The sequence below is a fragment of the Ornithinimicrobium cerasi genome (genome assembly GCF_003702705.1).
GTDB classification, from domain to species: Bacteria; Actinomycetota; Actinomycetes; order Actinomycetales; family Dermatophilaceae; genus Ornithinicoccus; species Ornithinicoccus cerasi.
Genome location: NZ_QZMN01000001.1, coordinates 333,310 through 357,177 on the forward strand (window position 1 = coordinate 333,310; position 23,868 = coordinate 357,177).

Below are 23,868 nucleotides of genomic sequence, written 5' to 3' on the forward strand. Positions count from 1 at the left end.
CGCGGGTATGCGGTCGGCGCCGGGGCCGGGGTCGGCGGGGGTGCTGCCGGAGGGTGGCACGGTGCGGATGGGGTTGATCGGGCTGGGCTCGATGGGTCGTCACCATGCCCGGGTGATCCGGTCGGTGGAGGGCATGGAGCTGGTGGCGGTGGCCGACCCGGTGGGGGACCGGCACGGGGTGGCCGGTGGCCTGGAGGTGCTGCCGGACGTGGCGTCGTTGATCGGGGCCGGGCTGGACGCGGCGATGGTGGCGGTGCCGACGTACCTGCACGAGGAGGTGGCGCTGGCGCTGTGCGAGGCCGGGGTGCACACGATGGTGGAGAAGCCGATCGCGGCGACGGTGGCCTCGGGGCAGCGGGTCGCGGACGCGTTCGCGGCGGCGGGGCTGGTCGGTGCGGTCGGTTACGTGGAGCGGTGCAACCCGGCGCTGCTGGAGATGCGGCGCCTGATCGGGGCCGGTGAGCTGGGGGAGATCTACCAGATCACCACGTCCCGGCAGGGTCCGTTCCCGGCGCGGATCGCCGACGTGGGCGTGGTGAAGGACCTGGCCACGCACGACATCGACCTGACGGCCTGGTTGGCGGGGTCGACGTACGAGCGGGTGGCGGGGGAGGTGACGCACCGTTCCGGGCGTCAGCACGAGGACATGGTCGTGGTGACCGGGCAGCTGGCCAGCGGGATCATCGTCTCGCACACGGTCAACTGGCTCTCGCCGGTGAAGATCCGCGAGACCGTGGCCACCGGGGAGAAGGGTGCGTTGATCGCAAACACGCTCACCGGTGACCTGACGCTGGTGAAGAACGGTGACGTGACGACCGAGTGGGACCGGGTCTCGGCCTTCCGCGGGGTGTCCGAGGGCGACTCCACCCGCTTCGCCCTGGCCCGGCGCGAGCCCCTGCTGGTCGAGCAGGAAGGCTTCCGCGACGCCCTCTGGGGCCGCCCCTCGGAGACCGTCTCGATGACCGAGGGCGTCAACACCCTCCGCGTCGTCGAGGCCGTCCTGGAGTCCGCGGCCACCGGCCGGACCGTCACGCTTTGACCCTGCGCGTCCTCCTCGCCACGCGCATCTTCGCGCCCGAGTCAGCCGCGGCGACGTTCCGGCTCACGGCGCTGGTGCGCGCACTGGCCGACCGGGCCTCCGTGCAGGTCCTCACGACCACGCCACCGCCGTCGCTGCGGGGCGCGCCGTCGCGGGGGCCGGGCGCGGAGGACACCGGGGGAGGCGTCACCGTCTCCCGATGGCCGGCGCTGCGCGACAGCACGGGGTACGTGCGCGGCTACCTGCCCTACCTCTCCTTCGACCTGCCGCTGGCGCTCCGCCTGCTCACGGTGCCGCGGCCCGACGTCGTCGTCGTCGAGCCGCCCCCCACGACCGGGGCGGTGGCCCGGGTGATCCTCGCCGCGCGGGGGCTCCGTGGGCCCCGGATCCCCTACGTCTACTACGCCGCCGACGTCTGGTCGGACGCCACCGCCTCGATGGGGGCGCCGGCACCCGTCGTCGGCGTCATGCGGTGGGTCGAGCGCTTCGCGCTCCGCGGCGCCCGGGACGTGGTGGCGGTCTCCGACGGGGTTGCGGCACGGGTGCGCGCGCTCGTCGGTCCTGACTCCGGCGCCAGCGTCACGGTGGTGCCCAACGGCATCGACACCGACGTCTTCACCCCCGTAGGCGACCCGCACCCCGAGGCGCCGGGCACGCCATACCTCGTGTATGCCGGGACGGCCTCGGAGTGGCAGGGTGCCGAGATCTTCGCCGAGGCCATGCGCGAGGTGGTGCGTGAGGAGCCGCGCGCGCGCCTGGTCTTCCTCGGTCAGGGCTCCAGCTGGCCTGCGCTGCAGCGCATCCGGGACGATCTTCCGAGCGGTGCGATCGAGCTGCGACCCCTCGCGCCACCGGCGGAGGCGGCTGCGTGGCAGCGCGGAGCCGCCGCGGCGCTGGTGAGCGTGCGACCCGGGGTGGGCTACGACTTCGCCTACCCGACCAAGGTCATCGCCGCCGTCGCGTGCGGCACACCGGTGGTCTTCGCCGGACCGGGCCCGGCCGCGGCGGACGTGGCCGAGCACGGGCTCGGCGAGACGGTCGGGTATGACGTCGGTCAGGTCGCGCGGGCCATGCTCGCCGCCCTCCGCGCTCACCGGGGTGGCCGCGACCCGGCGGCGGACGAGGCCCGCGTGCACTGGGCCCGGACCCACCGGAGCCTCACGGCGACGGGCCGGGCGGCGGCCGACGTGGTGCTGCGCGGGCCCTGACCCCGACCTGCTTGTGGGACGGGCGCCGGTGGTGCCACGCTGCTGACGTGACGACCGATCCGCTCCATGCGCACGCCCTCGGCAAGCCGGGAGCCTGGCCGGACTCGCCCTGGGAGGGTGACCTGGTCGCCAAGGTGGGTCCGGGGGATCGCGGCAAGATCTTCGCCTTCCTCGGCGCCACCACGCTCGGCGTCAAGTGCGGCTTCGGGCGCGACGAGGCGGACGAGTGGCTGGACCGTCACCCCGCGGACGCCTCGGTCATGGCCTACATCGGTCGGGGCGGCTGGAACACGCTGCGCACCGACGGGAGCATCCCCGTCGAGGAGCTTGTCGAGGCGATCGACGACTCCTACGAGATGGTGGTCTCCCGGATGCCGAGGCGCGACCGTCCGATCACCTGAGACTCACGGGGCCGCTCCGCACGCCGCGTGGCCGTCCGCGCGTCAGCGTCCTACCGTGGGAGACGAAGGAGGTCACGGATGACGCAGCACGAGGACGAGGGTCGGCCCACGTGGGGCCGTGCGGGCGAGCGGCCGGGCGCCCCGCGCGCCGAGGACCAGCTGAGGGAGCAGGGAGTCCGGCCCCGCCCGACGGCCGCCACCACCGCACGGGCGGTGTCCGGCTGGGTCGACCAGCAGATCCAGCAGGCGCAGCGCCAGGGAGCGTTCGACGACCTTCCGGGCGCAGGGCGGCCGCTGCGTGACGTCGACACCCGCACCGACCCCGACTGGTGGGTCCGCGGCCTCGTCGAGCGCGAGCAGCTCGACCTCTCCGAGGCCTTGCCCGGTGCCATGCAGCTCCGCCGCGAGAAGGCGGGCTTGCCCGACTCCCTGATGGACCTGCCGGACGAGGCCGCCGTGCGCGCCCGGCTCGAGGACTTCAACGAGCGCGTCCTCGCCGACCGTCGCCGCCCGCACGTCGGGACCACCTCGCCCCCGGTGGTCGGGCGAGTCGACGTCGACGCCCTGGTCGAGGTATGGCGCGCCGCCCGCCCCGCCAGCCGCTCACCGGAGGGGTCGGTCGGCGAGGTGACCGGTGGGGGGACCGGCGAGGTGACCGCCGAGCAGGGTGGTGCGGCCGACGACCCGCGGCGACGGTCGTGGTGGGGCCGCACGCCGTGGGGCCGCACGTGGCGGGGCCGCACGTCTCTGGACCGCACGTCTCGGGACCGCCCTCTCGCCTGACGGGTCCACGGCCGAGGGCGCGTGGATGCGCCCGGCGACTGGTCCACCTCGGCTGCGCCTCCCGATGCCTGTGCCCTGCTGTCGTGCCACAAGTAACGCCAGGGCGTTCGTGGTGACACGACAGCGCCGCTCAGGCATCACCCAGCGGCGTCCACCGCGTGCGCCACCCCTCACGCCGGCGCCGCGACCCCGACGCCACCCCTCACGCCGGCGCCGCGACCCCGACGCCACCCCTCACGCCGGCGCCGCGACCCACACGACCGCCACGCCACCCCTCACGCCAGCTCCCACGACCCGACCGCCGCGGCGGCCCGCTCGGCGCCGCGACGGGCGCACGTCAGGACGTCCAGCCCGGCCACCCAGCCGGAGGCGAACCCGGCGAAGAACGCGTCCCCCGCACCGTTCGTGTCGACCACCTCGGCCACCGGCACCGCCGGAACCTCGACCCAGCCCTCGGCGGTGACCACCGACGCCCCGTCCGCGCCGTGCGTGCAGACCACCGCCGTCGCCCCGGCCCGCACCCTGCCCTCGGCGAAGGACCGCCACCCGGGCATCGCCACCGAGCTGAGCTGCAGGAAGGAGGCGGCCTCGACGTAGTCGCGGTGGTAGGGGTCGACCCCGTCATGGTCGTGCACGTCCACCCACAGCGGCACGCCCGCCGCCCGCAGCGGCGCCAGGAGCGAGCGCGTCTGCTCGAAGATCGTCACCGCGACGACGTCCGCACCGACCGCGCGACGGATCAGCTCGCTGCGCCAGGGCTCACCCACCGGCTCGTCGAGCGACCCCCGGACGACGAAGACCGAGACCCGCCCACCCGCCGGGTCCATGAGGTTGACGTGCTCCATCGTTCCCGCCGGGTCGTCCTCCACCAGCGCCTCCACACCCGCCCGTGACAGCGCCTCGCGCACCCGGCGGCCCGGCTCGTCCCGGCCCAACCGGCACCACAGCGCCGCCTCCATCCCGCAGACGCGCAGGTTCAGGGCCTTGCCGGCGCCGCTCGACCCCAGAGCCTCGTGGCTGCCCTCCGCGAAGATCGTCTGCGGCCCGCCGCGCGGCAGCTCCGGGACCCGGACCATCCGGTTCCACGAGGCCCCGGAGATGATCAGCGCGCTCGGCCGCCGGCCGTCCCCGCCGGTCACCTCACCGGTCCACCGGCTCGACGCCGAGCCAGCCGCCCAGCACCGCGGCGGCGGCCCGACCGTCGTGGTGCCGCCGGGCCCACGCGGGACCCCGCGACGCCACCGCCTGGTATGCCGCCCGGTCGTCGAGGACGCCCTCGAGCACCTCCCGCAGGGTGTCGGGGTCCGCCTCCACCACCGGCACGTCGGCCTCCGCACGGTCCAGGACCGGGAGCGCCTCGTCGCTCGCCCCCCAGCGACCCCGCACCTGGTCGGTCAGGTGCGCGACGACCACCCGACCGGCCGCCAGGGCCTCCGTCATGAGCACCCCCGGGTTGCCCAGCACGACCTGGTCGACCACCACGTCCGCGTCGGCCACGAAGGCTGGCATCTGCGCGTGGGGGACGCCGCTGAGGCGGCGGTACTGCACCAGCCCGGCACTCTGCATACCCTCCAGCACCTCCTCCACCGCCCCGGTGCCCTTGAGGCGGGGGTTGGAGGGCGCGTGCAGGATCACCGGCACCTCCCGCTCGAGCGGTCCCACCCCGGCCGCCGCGGCGCCGGCGAAGCGGTCCACGTCCACCACCAGCGGCAGCCAGGACGCCCCGGGCACGACGTCGAGCAGGTCGGGGGTGGAGACGAGCACCCGGCCACCGCCGGCGGCGTGCTCCCGCAGGTCGGCACGGTTCTTGTCCACGATCGACTGGAGCGTCCGGAAGTAGTCGTCCCACTCGCGCTCCGGCACCCGGTAGGGGCTGTGCGGGTAGCGCTCGGCGTGCTCGCGCAGGTCGCGGATCTCGCTGCCGTGGTAGAGGACGGCGTGCGAGATCCCGGCCGCCTCCAGCGCCGGCACGTCCTGGAGCATCGAGGCGGCGTGGAAGTCGGCGAGCACCGCCCGCCCCGACTCGTGCAGCACGTGGGTGGCCTCCCGCAGCACCCGCTCCCCGTGGATCTCCCGCACCCGGCCGCGCTGGGCGAGGGCGGAGATCTCGTGGTCGGCGGGGAAGGAGAAGTGCGACTGCGCCAGCGAGCGCTGGGCCCAGAGGTTCTGGGCGGCGGTGCCGGGCAGGTGGCGCTCGGCGGCCCGCGCCCAGGACCACCCCTGTCCTGCGGTGTTCCACGGCCCGGCGTAGAGCCGGCGATCGGCCTCCGGCATGGGGGTCAGCGAGCGCAGCTCGGCGTCGGCGCGCCGCCGGACCGGCAGGGTCGCCACCCGCCGCACCGGTCCGGGGAGCGCCGCGACCGCGCGCCACGCGAGACGACGCAGGTCGACGGGGGGAGCGGCCATGCCCGCAGCCTACGATGGGGCGCATGAGGCAGGACGGATGAGCAGGCTGCTGCGCGCGCTGCGTCAGCTCCTCCCGCTGCTGCCCCCCTCGACCCGCTGGTTCCTGCTCGTCTACGCCGTGCTGTCCAGCCTGCTCGCCGTCGTCGACATCCTCGCCCTCGCGCTGCTCGCGCTCACCCTCGCACCGATGGTCCAGGACCGACCGGTGACCCTGCCGCTGCTCGGCGAGGTCGCCGCGGACCGCTACGCCTGGCTGCTCGGGGGCATCACCCTGCTGGTCGTGCTCAAGGGGCTCGCCACCCTCGTCCTGCAGTGGGCGGTCGCGCGGCGGCTTGCGGCCTACGACCTCGTGATCGGCGACCGGCTCTTCGGCGCCTACATCCGCGCGCCCTGGACCGAGCGGCTGCGCCGCAACACCGCGCAGCTGGTCCGTCTGGCCGACGTCGGCATCGCCAACACGACCACCGGCCTCCTGCTGCCCGCCGCGTCGCTCCCGGCCGAGCTGGCGACCTTCGCGGCGGTCCTGGTGGTCCTGCTCGTCGCGCAGCCCCTCACCGCGCTCATCACGTTCGCCTACCTGGGCGGTCTGGCCGTCCTCATGTATGTCGTGATCTCGCCCCGCGCGGTCGTCGCCGGGCGGGTGGGGCGCGACTACTCCTTCAAGGTCGCCGGCCTGATGACCGAGATGATGGGGGCCCTGAAGGAGGTGACCCTGCGCGGCAAGGCGCAGGAGGTCGCCGACGAGGTGCACGCCAACCGGGTGCACGCGACGCGGGCGCGGAGCAACCTGATGTTCCTCAACTCGGTGCCCAAGTTCGTCACCGACACCGGTCTCGTGCTCGGCTTCGCGATCGTCGGCGGGATGGCCTACCTGCTCGGCGGCCCGGCCCAGGCGTTCGAGGCGATCGCGCTCTTCGCCGTCGCCGGGATGCGGATGATCCCGAGCGTCAACCGCTTCCAGTCGATCATGACCCAGACCTCCTCGACGCTGCCGCACGCCGAGGCGGTGATCACCGACATCGTCGAGGCCCGGGGCTACGTCGAGGCCGCCGAGCGGCTCGGCCAGGACCCGCTGCCGGAGGACCCGCAGGTGCTGACGCTGCGCGACGTCGCCTTCACCTACCCCGGGAGGGCCGAGCCGGCGCTGCGCGAGGTGAGCCTCGACATACCGCTGGGGTCCTCGGTGGCGCTCGTCGGCGCCTCGGGCGCCGGGAAGTCCACCCTCGTCGACGTGCTCCTCGGCCTCCTCGTGCCGCAGGAGGGGCAGATCCGGGTCGACGACCGGCCGCTGCCGGACGTGCTCGCGGCGTGGCGGTCGAGGGTGGGCTACGTGCCTCAGGAGGTCAACCTCTTCGACGGCACCGTGGCCCAGAACGTGGCCCTGACCTGGGGCGAGGACATCGACGAGGACGCGGTGACGCGCGCCCTCGAGCGGGCCCAGCTGCTCGACCTGGTGCGGGAGCGCGGGGGGCTGCGGACCCGGGTGGCCGAGCGGGGTCTGGCGCTCTCGGGCGGGCAGCGGCAGCGGCTCGGCATCGCCCGGGCGCTGTACGCCGACCCGCTCGTCCTCGTGCTCGACGAGGCCACGTCCTCCCTGGACACGACCACCGAGGACGCCGTCGCCCGCGCGATCCGCGAGCTCCACGGGCAGGTCACCGTCATCGCCGTCGCGCACCGGCTCTCCACGGTGCGCCACAGCGACCAGGTGTGCTTCATGCGGGAGGGCACGATCGCCGCCCGTGGCACCTTCGACGCGGTCGTCGCCGCGCACCCGGAGTTCGCCACCCAGGCGCGACTGTCGGGGCTGGCATGAGCCGCGACCCCGGCGCCGGCCCGGTCACGCTGCCGCCCGTCGACATCGACGTGGTCGTCGCCGTGCACGACCTGCGCCGCGAGGTCGGGTGGACCGTGGCCTCCGCCCTGGAGGGCGCCGACCTGGCCGGCGTGCTCCCCACCGGTCACCGCGTCCGGGTCACCGTCGCGTGCCACGAGCTCGGCGCGGCGGAGGTGCGTCGTCGCGTCGAGGAGGCGCTGGAGGCCACGGAGGAGGACGACCTCGCCGCGCACGTGCGCTACCTCGAGGTGCGTGACGGGCTCGGCTCCCCGGCCGGGCCGTTCAACGCCGGCCTGGCGGCGGCCCAGGGTCGCTACGTGAGCATCATCGGCTCCGACGACAGGTATGCCGCGGGCGCGCCGGGTGCGTGGGCTCGGCTGGCCGACGAGCTCGGGTCGGCGTGGTTGATGCCCCGCCTGGAGACCGACACGGGCGAGCAGGTCCCCACGCCGCGGACGCGTCCAGGCCGGACCCGCGACCTCGACCTGGTGCTCGACCGGCTCGCCTACCGCACCGCCCCGCTGGGCCTGCTGCGACGGCAGAGCCTCGAGGACCTCGGGCTGCTCCCCGAGCCCCTGACACCCGGGCTGGTCACCGGCGAGGACGTCGAGCTGTCCCTGCGCCTCGCGGCCTCGGGGGAGCGGGTCGACTACGCGGCCGAGCTGCCGCCCTACGTCATCGGGACCGGGGCCGCCGCCGCCCCGGACCTTGCGCCGGAACCGGACCCCGACGACCCGGGTCGGTCGGCGCGCACCTCGGAGGCCGTGCGCCCGGTGGCCGACGAGCTCGCCGCGCACGCCCGTCTCCTCGACCGGCGCTGGGTCCTCGCGCTCCCCGCACCTGCCCGCCGCGCGATCGTGGTCAAGACCCTGCGGATCCACGTCCTCGCCGCCGTCCGGCGCCGGACCTCACCGCTGGACTGGGCGCCCGGCGAGGCGGCGTGGGTGCGCGCGCTCACCCACGACCTGCTGTCGATGGCCCCCGACGCGGACCGGGCGCTGCACCGGGCCGACCGGGCGCTGCTGGAGGCGGTCCTCACAGCCCGGGACACCGACGCCCTGGCGGCCGCCTCCGACCGACGCGCCCGCGCCTCCCGCTGGGACATCCTGCTGAGCCCCTCCCCGCTGGCCAACCTCGACCACGAGTCGACGGTGCGCCAGCACCTCGAGGCCGCGGTCGTCCGGGCCTCGACCAGGGGTCGGGACCTCGTGCAGGCGGTGGGCGAGAGGGAGCGCCGCCACCGGCCGTCGGCCCTGCACGTCGAGGACCGGCCACGCGTCCTCGTCCTGTCCTTCAGCCCGGTCGCCGACGACGCCCGGGTCCTCAAGCAGGTGCGCCACCTCGCGGAGGAGTTCGACGTCGTCACCTGCGGCTACGGGCCCCCTCCTCCCGGCGTCACGGCTCACGTCCGCGTCCCGGACGAACTGCAGAACCGCCTCGACGGGAGGCTCATCACCCTGCACGCCTACCGCGCCGCCTACCTGGCGCAGGCCGGCGTGCGGTGGGTGCGGAGCGCCGTCGCGCCGGGCACCGCCGACGTCGTCCTGGCCAACGACCTCGACGCGGTCCCGCTGGCGCTGGCGCTGCGGCCGCGGGCGGGCGTCCACGCCGACCTGCACGAGTACTTCCCCCGGCTGCACGAGGAGCACGAGGCCTGGATGAGGCGGATCTCGCCCTACCAGGCGTGGCTCTGCGGCCGCTACCTCCCGCGCTGCACGGCGGTCACCACCGTCAGTCACCGCATCGCCGAGGAGTACGCCGAGCAGTTCGGCGTCCGGGTCGGCGTCGTGACCAACGCCAGCCCGTGGGCGGACCTCGCGCCGGGCCCGGTGGATCACCGGATCCGGCTCGTCCACTCCGGCGCCTGCCTGCGCAACCGCGACCTGCACGTCCTCGTCGACGCGGTAAACCTCGCCGCGACCGAGGGCGCCGACGTGACCCTCGACCTCTACCTCACGGCCAACGACCCCGGATACCTCGACGAGCTGCACGAGCGCGCCAGCCTCACCGGGGGCGTGGTGAGCGTGCTCCCGCCCGTCCCCTACGCGGACCTCGTGTCCACCCTGAGCAGGTATGACGTCGGCGTGCACGTGCTCCCTCCGAGCTCCTTCAACAACGCCAACGCGCTGCCCAACAAGGTGTTCGACTACGTCCAGGCCAGGCTGGGGCTGCTCGTGGGCCCCAGCCCGGAGATGGCGCGGCTCGTGCACCACCACGGCGTCGGTGTCGTGGCCGACGGGTTCGACGCGCGGGCCGTGGCCACGGTGGTCGGCAGCCTCGACGTCGACCGGGTGAGGCGCTACAAGGCGGCGGCCCACGCCGCCGCCCTCGAGCTCTCCGACGCCGAGCAGTCCCGTCGCTGGGTGGACTCGGTCAGAGCGATCGCCGGGGGCGCGTCGTGAGGCCGGACCCCCGGCCGCGGCTGCTGGTCATCGCCTTCAGCCCGCTGCGTTCCGACGCCCGGGTGCTGCGGCAGGTAGCCCTGTTCGCCGAGCGCTACGCCGTGACGACCCTCGGCTACGGTGAGGCGCCGGACGGCGTCGTCGAGCACCTGCGCCTGCCCGACGACGTGGTGAACTGGCACAAGGACCGTCGGCTCCTCGCCGTGCGACGGTTCGAGGCGGCCTACCGCAGCGCCCCCGTGGTGGTGGCCGCCGAGGACCTGCTCGAGGGTCGTGCCCGCACGTTCGACGTCGTCCTCGCCGACGACATCGACACCGTGCCGCTCGCGCTCGACCTCGCCCCGCCGGCCGGCGTGCACGCCGACCTGCACGAGTACCACCCCCGGCAGAACGAGGAGAACCCGCGCTGGCGGTTCTTCGTCGCGCCGTACTACCGCTGGCTCGTGCGGACCTACGGCACCCGCGCCGACTCGGTGACGACGGTGGGGGAGGGCATCGCGCGCGAGTACCGACTGCGGTTCGGGCTGCGCGCCGGCGTGGTCGTCAACGCGCCGCACCTCGTCGACCTGGGGCCGACGCCGGTGCCCGACGGCGCACCGCTGCGCCTCGTCCACTCCGGCAACGCCCAGCGGCACCGGCTCGATGTCATCCTCGAGGCGATGGACCTGGTGTCCCGGCCGATGACGCTCGACCTCTACCTCATGTCGAACGACCCCGGCTACCTGGAGGAGCTCCGGACCAGGTATGCCGGCTCCGACCGGGTGCGCCTGCACCCCCCGGTGCCGCCCGACCAGCTGCCCGTCACGCTCAACGCCCACGACGTGGGCGTCTACGTGCTGCCCCCTGTCTCGTTCAACCACCTGTGGGCGCTGCCCAACAAGGTCTTCGACTTCGTGCAGGGCCGGCTGGCGCTCGTGGTCGGCCCGAGCCCGGAGATGGCGGCCCTGGTGCGCCGGCACGGGGTGGGCGTCGTGACCGACGACTTCACCCCGGCGGCGCTGGCCAGGGAGCTCGACGCCCTGACGTCGGCGGACGTGCGCCGCTTCAAGGCTGCCTCCGACGTCGCCGCCCACGAGCTCTGCGCGGAGCGGCAGGTGCAGGGCTGGTCCCGGGCGGTCGACACGCTCGCCGCCCGGGTCAACGGCTGAGGGTCACAGCCCGGTCAGCTGCCAGCCGCCGGCGGCGCTGCGCTCCCGGAACCCCAGCGCCTCGTTGATCGCCAGCATGTGGGAGTTCTCGCCGGCGTTCCAGGTGTGGACCCGCTCCACGTCAGGGGCGTGGGCCCGGAGCTGTTGAAGGTTGAGGGCCTTGACGAGCATCCCGAGACGGTGGCCCCGGTGCCCGATGCGCACCAGCGTGTCCTCCTGGTAGGCCACCCGGGGCTTGTCCCGCGGCTGGTCCAGCACCGTGTACGCCACCAGCTCCCCGCTCGCCACGTGCTCCGCCGCCACGGTCAGGCTCAGCCGACCCATCTCGACGGTGACCCGGTCCCGCTCCGCCACCCGGTCGGCGTCCCAGTCCTCGGGGTCGATCTCCAGCTCGCCGGAGGGTGCGTCGGTGCTCATCCGGGCCATCAGCGCGGCCATCCCCTCGAGGTGCTCGGGAGGGGTCGGGCCGACCCACGACAGCGCGCGGTATGCCGGTCCCGCCACCTCCCGGGCGCCGGCCACCCCGGCCTCCGCGGCCGGGAGCGCCGGGGCGACCTCCAGCACGCTGTGCCGTTCGACCTGCTCGAGGACGAGCCCCAGCTCGCGCAGCGTGTCGGCGGCCCGGTCGCGGGGCAGCCGGCCGACGCCGGTGCGCGGTGTCAGGTGCTCGGCGGTGGGGTCCGCCCGGTGGGAGCTCCACACCTGGACGGTGGTGCGCCCCTCGCGGCGCAGCACCTCGTGCACCCCCGACCAGAGCGCCGGGATGACGACCCCGGGGTCCGATCCGGGGTCCACCTCGAAGTCGCACTCGGCGAGGTGCGTGTTGTCCTTGAGCGGGATCCGCACGTAGGACCCGCCGACGACGTCGTCGCCGTCGAGCGCCAGGATGAGGCTCTTGCGGCGCACCGTCTGGCTGCCGTACGCCACCGCGATGGACGAGGCGGAGTCAGCCAGGTCGTCGTCCCCGAGGATCGCCGTGAGGGCCCGGCTCACCAGGTCGGCGTAGGCCGCGACCTGCGCCGGCGGCGAGGCGGCCCCGCCCGGGTCGGGCGGCGGCACGGAGACGACCGAGAGACTCACGTCCGACAGTGTCTGCCGCCGTCGGGGGTGGCGGCAAGGCGTTTTGCGTCGGCACGGGGCGGGCGGCCGGCCTCAGGGGCGCGGGGCGCTCCCGAGCGCGTCCAGCACCGCGGCGGCCGCGGAGCCGTCGCCGTAGGGCGCCTCGTCCGTCGGGGCCGGGGCGGGGCGGGATGCCGCGTCGCGGACGGCCGGACCCGGCTCGACGAGCACGTTCCAGCCCAGCCGCACGGTCTCCACCCACTCGGTCTCGGTGCGCACCGTCGTGCACGGGGTGCGCAGCGCGAACGCCTCCTTCTGCAGGCCGCCGGAGTCGGTGATGACGCCCCTGGCCTGGGCCACCGCTCCCACGAGCGCCGGGTAGGGGAGGGGCGGCCGGGTGATGAGCGACCCGCCGTCGAGGTCGAGCCCGTGCTCCTCCGCCCGCGCGCGCAGGCGGGGGTGCGCCAGGAGCACGACCGGGTGGTCGACCTCCTGCAGCGCCGTGACGATCGCACGCAGGCGGTCCGGGTCGTCGGTGTTCTCCGCCCGGTGGACGGTCGCGAGGGAGAAGCGGCCAGACGGCACACCCAGCTCCGCCAGGACCGCCCCGGTGTCGACGAGCTCGTCGCGCACCCGCATCAGGACGTCGATCATCACGTCGCCGACGACCACCGTGCGGCCGCCCAGACCCTCGTCGGTGAGGTGCCCGCGCGCCACCTCGGTCGGCGCCAGCAGCAGGTCCGCGGCGTGGTCGGTGAGCACCCGGTTGTGCTCCTCGGGCATCCGCCGGTTGAACGAGCGCAGCCCCGCCTCCAGGTGGGCGACCGGCAGGTGGAGCTTGACGGCCGACAGGGCCCCGGCGAGCGTGGAGTTGGTGTCGCCGTAGACGAGGACCCAGTCCGGTCCCTGCGTCTCCAGCACCGCGTCCATGGCGCCGAGGATGGCGCCGGTCTGCACGCCGTGGCCGCCGGAGCCGACGCCGAGGTGGACGTCCGGGTCGGGGATGCCCAGGTCGCGGAAGAAGACGTCGGAGAGCATCGGGTCGTAGTGCTGCCCCGTGTGCACGATGACGTGATCGAGGCCGCGGCGCGCGCACTCCGCCGCCACGGGGGCGAGCTTGACGAACTGGGGACGGGCGCCGACGACGCTGAGAACCTTCACGGTGCCCAGGGTAGGGCGCCCGTGCCGGGATACGTTGGTGCCATGCGCGTGCTGGTGGTGACGACCTGGTACCCCACCGCCGCCTCCCCCGGCACCGGCATCTTCGTGGCCCGCGACGTGGCGGCGATCGCGACGCTCCACGACGTGCGGGTGCTCCACCTGGTCGCACCGACGCTCGTGGAGCAGGGGCCCTCGGGGTATGCCGTGACCCCGGGCGGGCGGGGTGGGGCACCTGCCGCGTCGGCCGGGGCAGTGGTCCCCGTGGAGCAATTGGTCATGGACCCGCGCCGGCCGGACCACGTGCTGCGGGCCGCGCTGCGGGTCGGCGCGCTGGCAGGTCACGCCGACGTCGTGCACACGATGGCGGTCTCCGCGCTGCTGCCGATGACCGGGTGGCGACCCGCGGTGCCGTGGGTGCACACCGAGCACTGGTCCGGGCTCACCGCGCCGGAGACACTCTCGCCCGCGCTGCGCCTCGCCCGCGGTGCGGTCCGCCCCCTGCTGCGACGTCCGGACGTCGTCGCGGTCGTCGGCGAGGGACTGGCCGAGGGCGTGCGAGGGCTCCGGGCCGGCCCGGTCGTCGTGGTCCCGAACATCGTGGACGGTCCCGACGTCCCCGCGCCGCGCCGGGCCCCCGCGGTGGCGCTGACCGACCGCGGGCCGCTGGAGCTGGTCGCGGTGGGTGCGCTGATCGACCGGAAGGACCCCCTGACGGCGGTCGAGGCGACGGCGGAGCTGCGGCGACGGGGGGTGGACGCGCGGCTGACCTGGGTGGGGGAGGGTCCGCTGCGCGGGCGGACGGCCGAGCGGGCGGGCAGGCTCGCGGTGCCCCTCACTCTGACCGGCGCCGTCGACCCGCCTGACGTGCCGGGTCTCGTCTCGGCGTCCGACCTGTTCCTCCTGCCGACGCGGGCCGAGACGTTCTGCGTGGCGGCGGCGGAGGCGCTGGCCCGCGGGCGCCCGGTCGTCGTCGGCGACAGCGGCGGGCCGCGGGCCTTCGTCGCTCCTCCCTCCGGGCTCCTCGTCCCCCCCGGTGCCCCCGCGGCGCAGTGGGCGGACGCCGTCGAGCAGGTGTGGGGCGCCGCCGCCGGCCTGAGCGCCGAGGACGTCGCCGCGCCGGTCCTGGCCGCCTACGGCGCCGCGCAGCACGCCGCCCGCGTGGACGCCCTGTATGCCGGCCTCACGCCCCGTGACACCGGTTCACCAGATGAACCAGTGGGTCCGGTGGATCACCACGCGAGCCAGGCCGACCTTGGCTCAGGGGGTGAGCCAGTGGGTCCGGTGGATCACCGCGCGAGCCGCGCCGACCCTGGCTCAGGGGGTGAACCAGTGTCACGTGGTCCAGGCGACCGGCCGCCGGACGTCGACGTGGTGATCGCCACCCACTCCTCCCGCCGGCGGACAGAGCAGGCCGTGAGGTCGGTGCTCGACGGGGTCGGCGCGGTGGCGGCGCGCGTCACGGTGGTGTGCCACGACCTGCCCCTGGCCGACGTCGCGGCCGGCCTCAGCGAGGCGACGAGGGCGGACGGGCGGGTCCGCCTGCTCGAGCACCACGACGGGCTGGGCAGCCCGGCGGGACCGTTCACCGCGGGTCTGGAGGCGGCGACCGCTCCGTGGGTCTCGATCCTGGGCAGCGACGACCGCCTCTCACCCGGCGCGCTGGGTCACTGGATGGACGTGGCCCACCGCACCGGCGCGGAGGTGGTCCTGGCGCAGGTCCAGCTCGACGGCGCCCCCGTCCCCACCCCGCCGACGCGCCTGCGACCGCTGCCGGGCATGCTTCGGCGACATCGCGACCTCGACCTGGTGCGGGACCGGCTCAGCTACCGCTCGGCCCCCCTCGGCCTTCTCTCCCGGGCCGCCGTCGAACGCACCGGCGCGCGCCTGCTGCCGGGGGCGCAGACCGGTGAGGACGTGCCCTTCGTGATCAGGCTGTACGCAGGTGCCCGGGTCGCGCTCGCAGACGCCGCGCCCTACGTCGTGGGCACGGACGCGACGGACCGCACGACCTCCGTGCCCAGACCGGTCCGGGACCAGCTGGTGGCGGTCACCCACCTCGTCGAGGACCCGTGGCTGGCGACGCGACCGGCGGGCGAGCGCGACGCGGTCGGCACCAAGCTCCTACGCATCCACGTGTTCGGGGCGGTCCTCACGCGCAGCGACCCCGGCTGGTGGACGCCGGCCGAACGCGCCGACCTGGCCCGGATCACCCGGGAGCTCCTGGGCGCCTGCCCCGGTGCCGCCGACCCGCTCAGCCTGGCGGACCACGACCTCCTCCGCGCCGTGCTCGACCCCGGCACCCCCGCCCGGAAGCTCGTCGACCTCGCCCACGCACGGCGACGTCACGGCACCCCCCGCACGCTGCTGCCGTCCGACTGGCGGCACGTCCTGCACCGCGAGGCGCCGCTGCGCCTGATGGCCGCCTCCCTCGCGGCCCAACGCTGACCGGCCCGACGCTGACCGGCCCGGGGGCTCGCGGACGCGCGGTCAGCGGCAGCAGGAGCGGGACGTCAGCGCGGGAAGCGGGCGTCGAGCCACGAAAGCAGGTCGGCCTCCACCTCGTCGCGGTTGACCTCGTTGAGCACCTCGTGCCGGGCGCCGGGCCAGACCGTCACCGTCACGTCCCGGACGCCGGCGCGGCGCAGCCGGCCGCTGACCTCCTCGGCCGCCGCCGCCCCGCCGACGGGGTCCACCTCGCCGCCGACGACGAGGACCGGCAGCCCCGCGGGGATCCGCGCGTAGGTCGACGGCTCGCTCACCCAGAGCAGGCCGGTGAGCAGGTCACGGTAGAACCCGGCCGTCGCAGTCCCGCCGCACAGCTCGTCCGCCGCGTAGGAGTCGACCTGCGCCTCGTCCCGCGACAGCCAGTCGAACCTCGTCCGGTTGGGTCGGAACGCCCGGTTGTACGGCCCCAGCAGCAACGCCTCCATGAGCCGGCTGCGCGCCCGCGGCCCCCGCAGCCGCGCCTCCAGCGTCGCCACCTTCAGCCCCAGGCGTCCGGAGAGCCCGGGGTCGCCGGCCGTCCCCGACAGGATCAGGCCAGCCAGCCGGTCGCCGTGGCGGGCGGCGTAGGCCCGGGCCAGGAACGACCCCATGCTGTGCCCGAGCAGCACGACCGGCGCCCCCGGGTGCTCCGCCGAGAGGTGGTCGGTCAGCGCCACCGTGTCGTCCACCACGGCCGCGAAGCCGTGCTCGTCCCCGAGGTGCCCGAGCTCGCCCGGGCCACCCGCCGTGCGGCCGTGCCCGCGGTGGTCCGCCGCGTACACGGCATACCCCTGGTCCGCCAGCCGCTCACCCAGGTGCGCGTAGCGCTCGGCGTGCTCGACCATCCCGTGCACCACCTGCACGACGGCGCGCGGCGGCCCCTCGGGGAGCCAGCTGCGGACGTGCAGCACGGTGCCGTCCGGGACGGTGTGGCGGAACGTCGAGGTCGTGGGCACGGGGTCAGACTATGCGCCGCGCGCCCACGTATCCTGGGCACGCACCACACCCCACAGGACGGACACCTCCACCCATGAAGATCGCGGTCGTCGCGCTCGGCAAGATCGGTCTCCCCCTGGCGGTGCAGTTCGCCGACGCGGACCCCTCGCACGAGGTCGTCGGGGTCGATGTCAGCCGGCGCGTCGTGGACGCGGTCAACGCGGGTCAGGAGCCGTTCCCCGGGGAGGCCGGGCTGGCCGACAAGCTCGCCGAGCTGGTCCCGGCAGGGCGGCTGCGGGCCACGACCGACTACGGCGACGCGATCCCCGGGGCCGACGCGGTGGTGCTCGTCGTGCCGCTCTTCGTCGACGAGGCCACCGGGGCCCCCGACTTCGGTTGGATGGACGAGGCGACCCGCTCCCTGGCGCAGCACCTCACCCCTGGCACGCTCGTCTCCTACGAGACCACCCTGCCGGTGGGCACGACCCGCACCCGCTGGAAGCCCATGCTCGAGGAGATCTCCGGGCTGAGCGAGTCACCGGACACCGGCTCCGGTGGTTTCTGGCTCGTCTTCTCGCCCGAGCGCGTGCTCACCGGTCGGGTGTTCGCCGACCTGCGCCGCTACCCCAAGCTCGTCGGGGGGCTGAGCCCTGAGGGCACCGCCCGTGCCGTCGAGTTCTACGAGTCGGTGCTCGAGTTCGACACCCGCCTGGACCTGCCCCGCCCCAACGGCGTGTGGGACCTGGGCAGCGCCGAGGCCGCGGAGATGGCCAAGCTGGCCGAGACCACCTACCGGGACGTCAACATCGGGCTGGCCAACCAGTTCGCGCGCTTCGCCGACACCGTCGGCATCGACGTGCACCGCGTCATCGAGGCCTGCAACTCCCAGCCCTACTCCCACATCCACACCCCCGGCATCGCGGTCGGCGGCCACTGCATCCCCGTCTACCCGCGCCTCTACCTCTCCACCGACGCCGACGCCACCGTCGTGCGGTCCGCCCGCGAGGCCAACGCGGCGATGCCGGAGTACGCCGTCTCCCGCGCCGAGGCGCTCCTGGGCTCCCTGCAGGGGCTGCGCGTCGTCGTCCTCGGCGCCTCCTACCGCGGCCGGGTCAAGGAGACCGCGTTCTCCGGGGTCTTCGCGACCGTCGGGGCGCTGCGCTCCCGCGGCGCCGAGGTCCTGGTCCACGACCCCATGTACGACGACGACGAGCTCGCCGCCCTCGGGTGGACGCCCTACCACCTCGGGGAGCCGGCGGACGTGGCGATCGTCCAGGCCGACCACCCCGAGTACACCCGGCTCTCCTCCCACGACCTCCCCGGCCTGCGGCTGCTCCTCGACGGGCGCCGCGTCACCGACCCCGACCGGTTCACCGGCGTCCCCCGCCTCACCATCGGCGGGGGTGACCCCCTCCCCGCATGAGCTGGGCGCAGGCCGCACCCGGCGTCGTCGGGCTCGCACTGATCTGGGTGGTCCCGGGGTATGCCGTGCTGCGGCTCCTCGGGTTCCGTGGGCTCCTCGCGCTGGGGGGCGGGGCCGCCGTCACCTCCGGGCTGTCCGGGGTGCTGGCCATCGCCTACGACCTCGTGGGCATCGGCTGGTCGCTGGGCAGCCTGCTGCTCGGGCTCCTGCTCGCGGTGGCGGTCGCTGCCGCCCTCGGCCGCCTGCTCGGGTCGACCCAGCACCCGGACGGGGTGACGGTCGCGGGGGAGCGCGAGCTGCGGCATACCGAGCGCGGGTGGCTGGCGCTCACCTGGGCCCTCGGCGGCGGCGTGCTCGCCGCGGCCATGACGACCGGCATGGGGCGCGCGGACCAGCCGCCGCAGGCCTGGGACGCGGTCTTCCACCTCAACGCGCTGTGGTTCGTGCGGGAGACCGGCAACGCCAGCTCGCTCGGCGGGCTGTCCCCGATGTACGCCGACCTCGCCGCCCCGTTCTACCCCGCGACGTGGCACGGGCTGGTCGCCGTCGCGCCGTTCCTCCCCGGCGTGACGGAGGCGGCGAACGCCTCCTCGGTGGTGCTCGGGTCGGTCGTCTGGGTGGCCGGGCTGGTCGCGCTCTCCCGCGTCGTCTGGCCGGCGCGGGCGCTGCCGACGGTGCTGGTCCCCGTGCTGGCCGCCTCCTACGTGGCCTTCCCGGCGATCGCGGTGTCGATGCTGGCGGTGTGGCCGTTCGCGCTGTCGGTGGCCTGCCTGCCGGGCACGATCGCGCTCGTCATCGCCACGCTGCGGGGCGTCCTCTCGTGGCGCATGCACCTGGCGCTGTCCCTCGGGCTGCTCTGGGCGGTCGCCGGGGTGGTCCTGGCGCACCCGTCCGGGCTGTTCTCCCTCGTGCTCCTCGCGCTGCCGCTGCTGACCGTGCTGCTCGCGCGCCAGCTGGTGCGGATGGGCCGTCGGGGCCGGCCGGTGCGCGCGGCGCTGCTGATGACGGTCTGGGTGGTGGCGATCGTGGGCACCATCGTCTTCCTGGTCAACTTCCCGCCGGTGCGCTCGATCATGGACTACCGCAGGGGCGGGCAGGACTCCTACCTCCCGGGCGTCGGGTCGCTGCTCATCGACCACCCGCTCATCTACGTCTACAAGATCACCTCGGTCAACGTCGTCGGCACCGCGCTCGTCCTGCTGGGGGTGGTGCTGGCGCTCCGGTGGCGGCACGCCCGCTGGCTGGTGGTCTCGCTCGTCGCCGCCGCGGTGCTGACCCTGCTCGCCGCCGGTCCGCCCGAGCAGCCGCTGCGGGTGCTCGCCGGCTTCTGGTACACCCAGGCGTCCCGGATCAACCAGCTGATGCTCGTGCCGGCGATCATGCTCGCGGCGGGGGCGGGCTCGTGGCTGTCCCGGGTCGCGGCCCGACGGCTCGGGAGCCCCCTGTGGGTCCCGGCCGCGGTCCTCGTGGTGATGCTCGTGACGCTGACGTCGGGGCTGCGGTGGACGAGCCAGACCCAGGTGATGGCCTCCACCTACACGACCTACCCCATCGCGTGGGGGACGATCCTGGAGCCTGAGGAGATCGCGATGATCGACCGGGCCGCCACGACGCTGCCGGACGACGCGGTCGTCCTGGGCGAGGCGGTGGCGGGCTCGCCGTACCTCCTGCACCGGGCCGGCGTCGACGTCGTCTTCCCCCAGCTCAGCCCCATCCCGGACTCGCCGGAGCGGACGGTGCTCGAGCAGGACTTCCGCGACTGGCGCACCCGGCCCGAGGTCTGCGACGCGGTGCGCGCGCTCGGCGTCACGCACGTGTATGCCGACTCGCTCACCTTCGACGACCCGCTCAACGCCAAGTGGGAGGAGACCACCCCCGGCCTGCGCAACCTGGCCCCCGAGGAGGGCCCGGACTTCCGCCGGGTGGACGAGGGTGGCTCGGCCTCGCTGTGGGAGTTCACCGGCTGCTCGTGACGGGCGGGCCGGTCAGCCCACCCACTCGCCCCGCGCCTGGAGCACCTCCTTGAGGAGGTCCGCCCGGTCGGTGACGATCCCGTCGACGCCCAGGTCGAGCAGCCGCACCATCTCGGGGACCTCGTTGACCGTCCACACGTGCACGAACGCCCCCACCTCCTGCGCCGCCTCGACCGTCGTCGGGGTCACCACCTCGACACCCGAGCGACGCACCGGCACCTGCAGCCCGTCGACCCCCGCCAGCACCCTGGCCACCACCGGCGTCCGCACGAGCGGGGGGAGGGCGGCCGCCGCCCGGAACCGCGCCGCCGTGGTCTGACCGGCCGACGTCACCACGGGGCGGGTCAGCCGCATCAGACCCTCGCGCCGGCGCTGGTCGGAGAAGGAGGCGATGCACACCCGGTCGTGCGCGCGCGTGCGCTCGATGACCCGGGCCAGCGGCAGGATCGCGCCCGGGCTCTTGATGTCGATGTTGACCCGCAGGTCGGGCCAGGCGCCCAGCAGCTCCTCGAGCTGCGGCACCGGCTGTGGGCGAGCGCCGATCCGGGCCCGCGACACCTCCCGCCAGGACAGGTCGGGGATCCGCCCCACCCGGTCCGTCAACCGGTCGAGGCTGTGGTCGTGGAAGGCGACGACGACCCCGTCGCGGGTGGCGTGCACGTCGGTCTCGACGTAGCGGTACCCCAGCTCCACCGCCCCCTCGAACGCGACCATGGTGTTCTCCAGGCCCTCGAGGGAGAAGCCCCGGTGGGCCATCGGGACGGGTCCCGGGTGGTCGAGGTATGCCGTGCGCACGTCCCCACCGTACGGTGCCGCCCCGACCGACCGGCCGCGACACGACCGCCGCGGGCCCGGGGACGGGGGTGCGTTCTGCCACACTGGCGCCCTGTGCAGGGGCTCTACGCGCTCAAACCGTGGTACACCCGCCGTCTCGGCCGAGCCGTGGCGGCGGCCGAGCGGCGTGGCCTCTCGCCCGACGTCTTCACCCTGGCCGGCGTCCTCGCCGCGGCCGTGGCCGGCGGGGCCCTGGCCGTCGGCTGGTGGTGGGCGGCCCTCCCGCTGCTCGCCCTGCGTCTCGCGGGCGCCAACCTGGACGGGGCCGTCGCCCGCGCCCGCGGGGTCTCCCGCCCGTGGGGCTTCGTCCTCAACGAGCTGGGCGACCGGGCGGGCGATCTGCTGATGTGGGCCGGCCTGGCGTGGTGGGCGGCACAGCACTCGACCGCCGCCCTCGTCGCCGTGCTGGTCGCCAGCGTCGCCGCGACGCTGCCGACGTTCGCCTCCCTCTCGGCCGCCGGAGCAGGGGGGAGCCGCGTCAACGGCGGGCCGCTGGGCAAGACCGAGAGGTGCGCCCTGGCGGTCCTCGGCTGTGCCGTGCCGTCCTGGCTGGTCGGCATCAGCATCCTGGTCGTCGTCGGCTCGCTGGCCACCGCCGTCCTGCGGCTGCGCACCGCCCGTGGCGAGCTCCGGCCGTGACCGTCGACCCGGGGCTGTGGTGGGACACCCTGCTGCACCACGACCGCGTGCTCACGCTGCCGGTGGACCTCCCGTGGTTCGGGGAGGTCACCGGCCAGGGCGTGTTCAACCTCTACCTGACCCTCGCCGTCCTCATGGTCGGCGGACTGGCGGTGGCGGTCCTGCGGCAGCCGGAGCTGCGGGCGCGGTGGACCACCTGGGTCCTCATCGCCCCCGTCGTGGGCCTGCCCATCTGGCTGGGTCGCGGCAGCACCGCCCTCCTCGCCGCCGTCCTGGCCGTGGTGGCGGTCGTCGAGCTCGCCCGCCTGGTCGGCCTGCCCCGGGCCGAGACGACGATCCTGCTCGTCCTGGCCGTCGCCTACCCGCTCGCCGCGTGGCGGGCGCCGGACCTGCTGCTGCTCGCCCCCGTCGTCGCCCTCGGCTGCGCGGTGCCGGCCATCGTGCGGGGCGACGCCGCGACGGGGGTGGAACGTTCCGCCCTGACCGCGTTCGCCTCCGTGTGGGTGTGCTGGTCGCTGGCCCACCTCGTGGTCCTGTGGGAGGACGCCTTCGCGGTCGTCTTCGCCGCCGCCGCCGCCGACGTGGCGGCCTACGTGGGGGGCCGCACCCTGCGCCGCCTCCGGTGGGCCCGGACCCCGCTCTCGCCCCTGTCGCCGAACAAGACCGTCGGGGGACTGGTCGGGGCGGTGGTCGGCGCCGTGATCGTGCTGCTCGTCCTCGGTCACCTCAGCGCGGGCATGGTCGTGGCCGTGGCGGCCGGCGGGGTGCTCGGTGACCTCCTCGAGTCGATGGTCAAGCGCCGGGCGGGGGTCAAGGACGCCGGCCGGTGGCTGCCCGGCTTCGGGGGGCTCCTGGACCGTGTCGACTCCCTCCTGATCGTGCTGCCGCTGGCGGCTGTGCTGGGATGACCGTCATGGGCAGCACCTCCAGCTCGGACCGCACCACCCGGCCGCCCGCCCGGGCGACCTGGGGCGCCCGGGCCAGGCACGTGCTCTGGCGGGCGATGTCGACGCTGGTCGGCGGGGTGCGCATCGGCGGCCGGGTGCCCTCCGGGTCCATGGTGCTGGTGGCCAACCACACCTCCCACGCCGACACCGCCGCACTGCTCACGGCGGTCCCGCCCGACCGTCGGCCGACCTTCGTGGCCGCCGCGGACTACTGGTTCGCCCGACCCTGGCGCCGCGCTCTCGTCTCCGGCCTGGTCGGGGCGCTCCCGGTGGCCCGCACGGGTGACGCCTACGAGACCCTGCGGGACGCCGCCGCCCCCGTGCTCGCCGAGGGCCGGGCCCTCGTCATCTACCCCGAGGGCACCCGCGGTGCACCGGGGGAGCCGGTCGGCCCGTTCCGCTCCGGAGCGCTCCGCCTCGCCGCCGACCTGGACGTCCCCCTCGTGCCCGTGGGGATCAGCGGCACCGGGGAGGTGCTGCCCAAGCACGGGCGGCTCCGGCCCACCGGGGTGGTGCTGCGCTTCGGCGACCCCCTGCCGGGGGTGGTCTGCCGGGACACCAGCCCGGAGGTGGTGCGGGCCGCGGTCCAGGCGCTGCGCGACGACAGCAGCGCCGTCCCCTGGCCGGACTCGAGGCTCTACAGCTGGCTGGAGCGCCGCAGCGACGTGCAGCTGATGACCGCAGGTCTGCTCTGGGGGTTCGCCGAGGCGCTGTCCTGGCCGGTCATGGCCGAGGTCTACGTGGTGGCGGTCGGAGCGCCGCAGCCGCACCGCGCCGGCCGCGTCGGGGCGTCCGTGGCGGCCGGCTCGGTGGCCGGGGTCCTCGTCCACGCCGCCCTGGCCCGACGAGGCGTCCGCCTGCCGGCACCCCTGACCACGCCGGCCATGCGCACGGCGGCCCGGGACCACCTCCGCTCCGACGGGGCTCCGGGGATCTGGCGCCAGCTCCGCAACGGGATCCCGGTCAAGGTCTACGCCCGCGCGGCGGGGGAGTCGGACCTCGCCCTGCACCGCCTCGCCGGCGCCGTGGCGCTGGCCAGGCCGACGCGGATGGCGCTGGCCACGGGCGTCGTGCTCGTGGCGGGACGGTGGGCCCACCCGCTGCTGCGTCGGCGCTACCCCGAGTTCCTCGTCCTGGGCTCGGCCGTGTTCGCCGAGGGCCTGCACCGCGTCGTGCGTCGTTGGCGCTGAC

General features: G+C 75.2%; 19 protein-coding genes. 13 read left to right on the forward strand and 6 right to left on the reverse strand.

What is annotated here, in order from left to right; translation table 11 throughout:
* Positions 1-7: 7 nt before the first annotated feature.
* From D4B81_RS01585 to D4B81_RS01600, 4 genes are all read left to right on the forward strand, one after another.
* Complete coding sequence (locus D4B81_RS01585; RefSeq protein WP_122260758.1) at positions 8-1,039, forward strand: Gfo/Idh/MocA family protein; 1,032 nt, start codon at positions 8-10, stop codon at positions 1,037-1,039.
* Positions 1,036-2,247, forward strand: a complete 1,212-nt coding sequence (locus D4B81_RS01590) for a glycosyltransferase (protein ID WP_122260759.1) — start codon at positions 1,036-1,038, stop codon at positions 2,245-2,247. Before D4B81_RS01585 ends, D4B81_RS01590 begins: the two co-directional genes overlap by 4 nt.
* 47 nt (positions 2,248-2,294) lie before the next feature.
* Positions 2,295-2,648: an MmcQ/YjbR family DNA-binding protein gene (locus D4B81_RS01595; RefSeq protein ID WP_122260760.1), complete on the forward strand. Its 354-nt coding sequence runs from the start codon at positions 2,295-2,297 to the stop codon at positions 2,646-2,648.
* 78 nt (positions 2,649-2,726) lie between these two features.
* Positions 2,727-3,431 carry a DnaJ family domain-containing protein gene (locus tag D4B81_RS01600; protein WP_122260761.1) on the forward strand — a complete coding sequence of 235 codons (705 nt, stop codon included), beginning with the start codon at positions 2,727-2,729 and terminating at the stop codon, positions 3,429-3,431.
* Between the two features lie 275 nt (positions 3,432-3,706).
* Here the strand turns inward: D4B81_RS01600 and D4B81_RS01605 are convergent, their stop codons facing one another.
* Together D4B81_RS01605 and D4B81_RS01610 are read right to left on the reverse strand one after the other, a co-directional pair.
* Complete coding sequence (locus D4B81_RS01605; protein ID WP_122260762.1) at positions 3,707-4,570, reverse strand: carbohydrate kinase family protein; 864 nt, start codon at positions 4,568-4,570, stop codon at positions 3,707-3,709.
* Between the two features lies 1 nt (position 4,571).
* Positions 4,572-5,837, reverse strand: coding sequence for a hypothetical protein (locus D4B81_RS01610; RefSeq protein ID WP_122260763.1), 1,266 nt, complete (start codon positions 5,835-5,837; stop codon positions 4,572-4,574).
* A gap of 37 nt (positions 5,838-5,874) precedes the next feature.
* Here D4B81_RS01610 and D4B81_RS01615 point away from each other — a divergent pair, with 37 nt between their 5' ends.
* From D4B81_RS01615 to D4B81_RS01625, 3 genes are read left to right on the forward strand one after another with little or no spacing between them, the layout of a single operon-like run.
* Entirely contained in the window at positions 5,875-7,650 is a 1,776-nt protein-coding gene (locus D4B81_RS01615; protein ID WP_122260764.1) for an ABC transporter ATP-binding protein, read from the forward strand.
* Positions 7,647-10,073: a glycosyltransferase family protein gene (locus D4B81_RS18650; protein ID WP_122260765.1), complete on the forward strand. Its 2,427-nt coding sequence runs from the start codon at positions 7,647-7,649 to the stop codon at positions 10,071-10,073. Before D4B81_RS01615 ends, D4B81_RS18650 begins: the two co-directional genes overlap by 4 nt.
* Positions 10,070-11,221 (forward strand): glycosyltransferase family protein, encoded by a 1,152-nt coding sequence (locus D4B81_RS01625; RefSeq protein WP_122260766.1) that lies wholly within the window; start codon positions 10,070-10,072, stop codon positions 11,219-11,221. Before D4B81_RS18650 ends, D4B81_RS01625 begins: the two co-directional genes overlap by 4 nt.
* Before the next feature lie 3 nt (positions 11,222-11,224).
* Here D4B81_RS01625 and D4B81_RS01630 read toward each other — a convergent pair whose 3' ends face one another.
* Both D4B81_RS01630 and wecB read right to left on the reverse strand, forming a co-directional pair.
* Positions 11,225-12,301 carry a GNAT family N-acetyltransferase gene (locus tag D4B81_RS01630; RefSeq protein WP_122260767.1) on the reverse strand — a complete coding sequence of 359 codons (1,077 nt, stop codon included), beginning with the start codon at positions 12,299-12,301 and terminating at the stop codon, positions 11,225-11,227.
* Between the two features lie 72 nt (positions 12,302-12,373).
* Entirely contained in the window at positions 12,374-13,441 is a 1,068-nt protein-coding gene (gene wecB, locus D4B81_RS01635) for a non-hydrolyzing UDP-N-acetylglucosamine 2-epimerase (protein ID WP_122260768.1), read from the reverse strand.
* A 42-nt stretch (positions 13,442-13,483) separates the two neighbouring features.
* Between wecB and D4B81_RS01640 the strand changes: the two genes are divergently transcribed.
* Complete coding sequence (locus tag D4B81_RS01640; protein ID WP_122260769.1) at positions 13,484-15,886, forward strand: glycosyltransferase; 2,403 nt, start codon at positions 13,484-13,486, stop codon at positions 15,884-15,886.
* Positions 15,887-15,951: 65 nt separating this feature from the next.
* Here the strand turns inward: D4B81_RS01640 and D4B81_RS01645 are convergent, their stop codons facing one another.
* A complete protein-coding gene (locus tag D4B81_RS01645) occupies positions 15,952-16,881 on the reverse strand; it encodes an alpha/beta hydrolase (protein ID WP_122260770.1) in 930 nt (309 codons plus the stop codon).
* A gap of 74 nt (positions 16,882-16,955) precedes the next feature.
* Between D4B81_RS01645 and D4B81_RS01650 the strand changes: the two genes are divergently transcribed.
* The gene (locus tag D4B81_RS01650) at positions 16,956-18,284 is read left to right on the forward strand and encodes a nucleotide sugar dehydrogenase (RefSeq protein WP_122260771.1); all 1,329 of its coding nucleotides are present in this window, start codon (positions 16,956-16,958) and stop codon (positions 18,282-18,284) included.
* Positions 18,281-20,257, forward strand: a complete 1,977-nt coding sequence (locus tag D4B81_RS01655) for a DUF6541 family protein (RefSeq protein ID WP_122260772.1) — start codon at positions 18,281-18,283, stop codon at positions 20,255-20,257. The genes D4B81_RS01650 and D4B81_RS01655 overlap by 4 nt, the downstream gene beginning before the upstream one ends.
* A 12-nt stretch (positions 20,258-20,269) precedes the next feature.
* Here the strand turns inward: D4B81_RS01655 and D4B81_RS01660 are convergent, their stop codons facing one another.
* Positions 20,270-21,052, reverse strand: a complete 783-nt coding sequence (locus D4B81_RS01660) for a glycerophosphodiester phosphodiesterase family protein (RefSeq protein WP_122260773.1) — start codon at positions 21,050-21,052, stop codon at positions 20,270-20,272.
* 93 nt (positions 21,053-21,145) lie between these two features.
* Between D4B81_RS01660 and D4B81_RS01665 the strand changes: the two genes are divergently transcribed.
* The 3 genes from D4B81_RS01665 to D4B81_RS01675 are packed head-to-tail and all read left to right on the forward strand — an operon-like array spanning position 21,146 to position 23,867.
* Positions 21,146-21,730 (forward strand): CDP-alcohol phosphatidyltransferase family protein, encoded by a 585-nt coding sequence (locus D4B81_RS01665; protein ID WP_122260774.1) that lies wholly within the window; start codon positions 21,146-21,148, stop codon positions 21,728-21,730.
* A complete protein-coding gene (locus D4B81_RS01670; protein WP_237565744.1) occupies positions 21,727-22,638 on the forward strand; it encodes a phosphatidate cytidylyltransferase in 912 nt (303 codons plus the stop codon). The genes D4B81_RS01665 and D4B81_RS01670 overlap by 4 nt, the downstream gene beginning before the upstream one ends.
* A 5-nt stretch (positions 22,639-22,643) precedes the next feature.
* Entirely contained in the window at positions 22,644-23,867 is a 1,224-nt protein-coding gene (locus D4B81_RS01675) for a lysophospholipid acyltransferase family protein (protein ID WP_161964954.1), read from the forward strand.
* The last annotated feature ends 1 nt before the right edge of the window (position 23,868 follow it).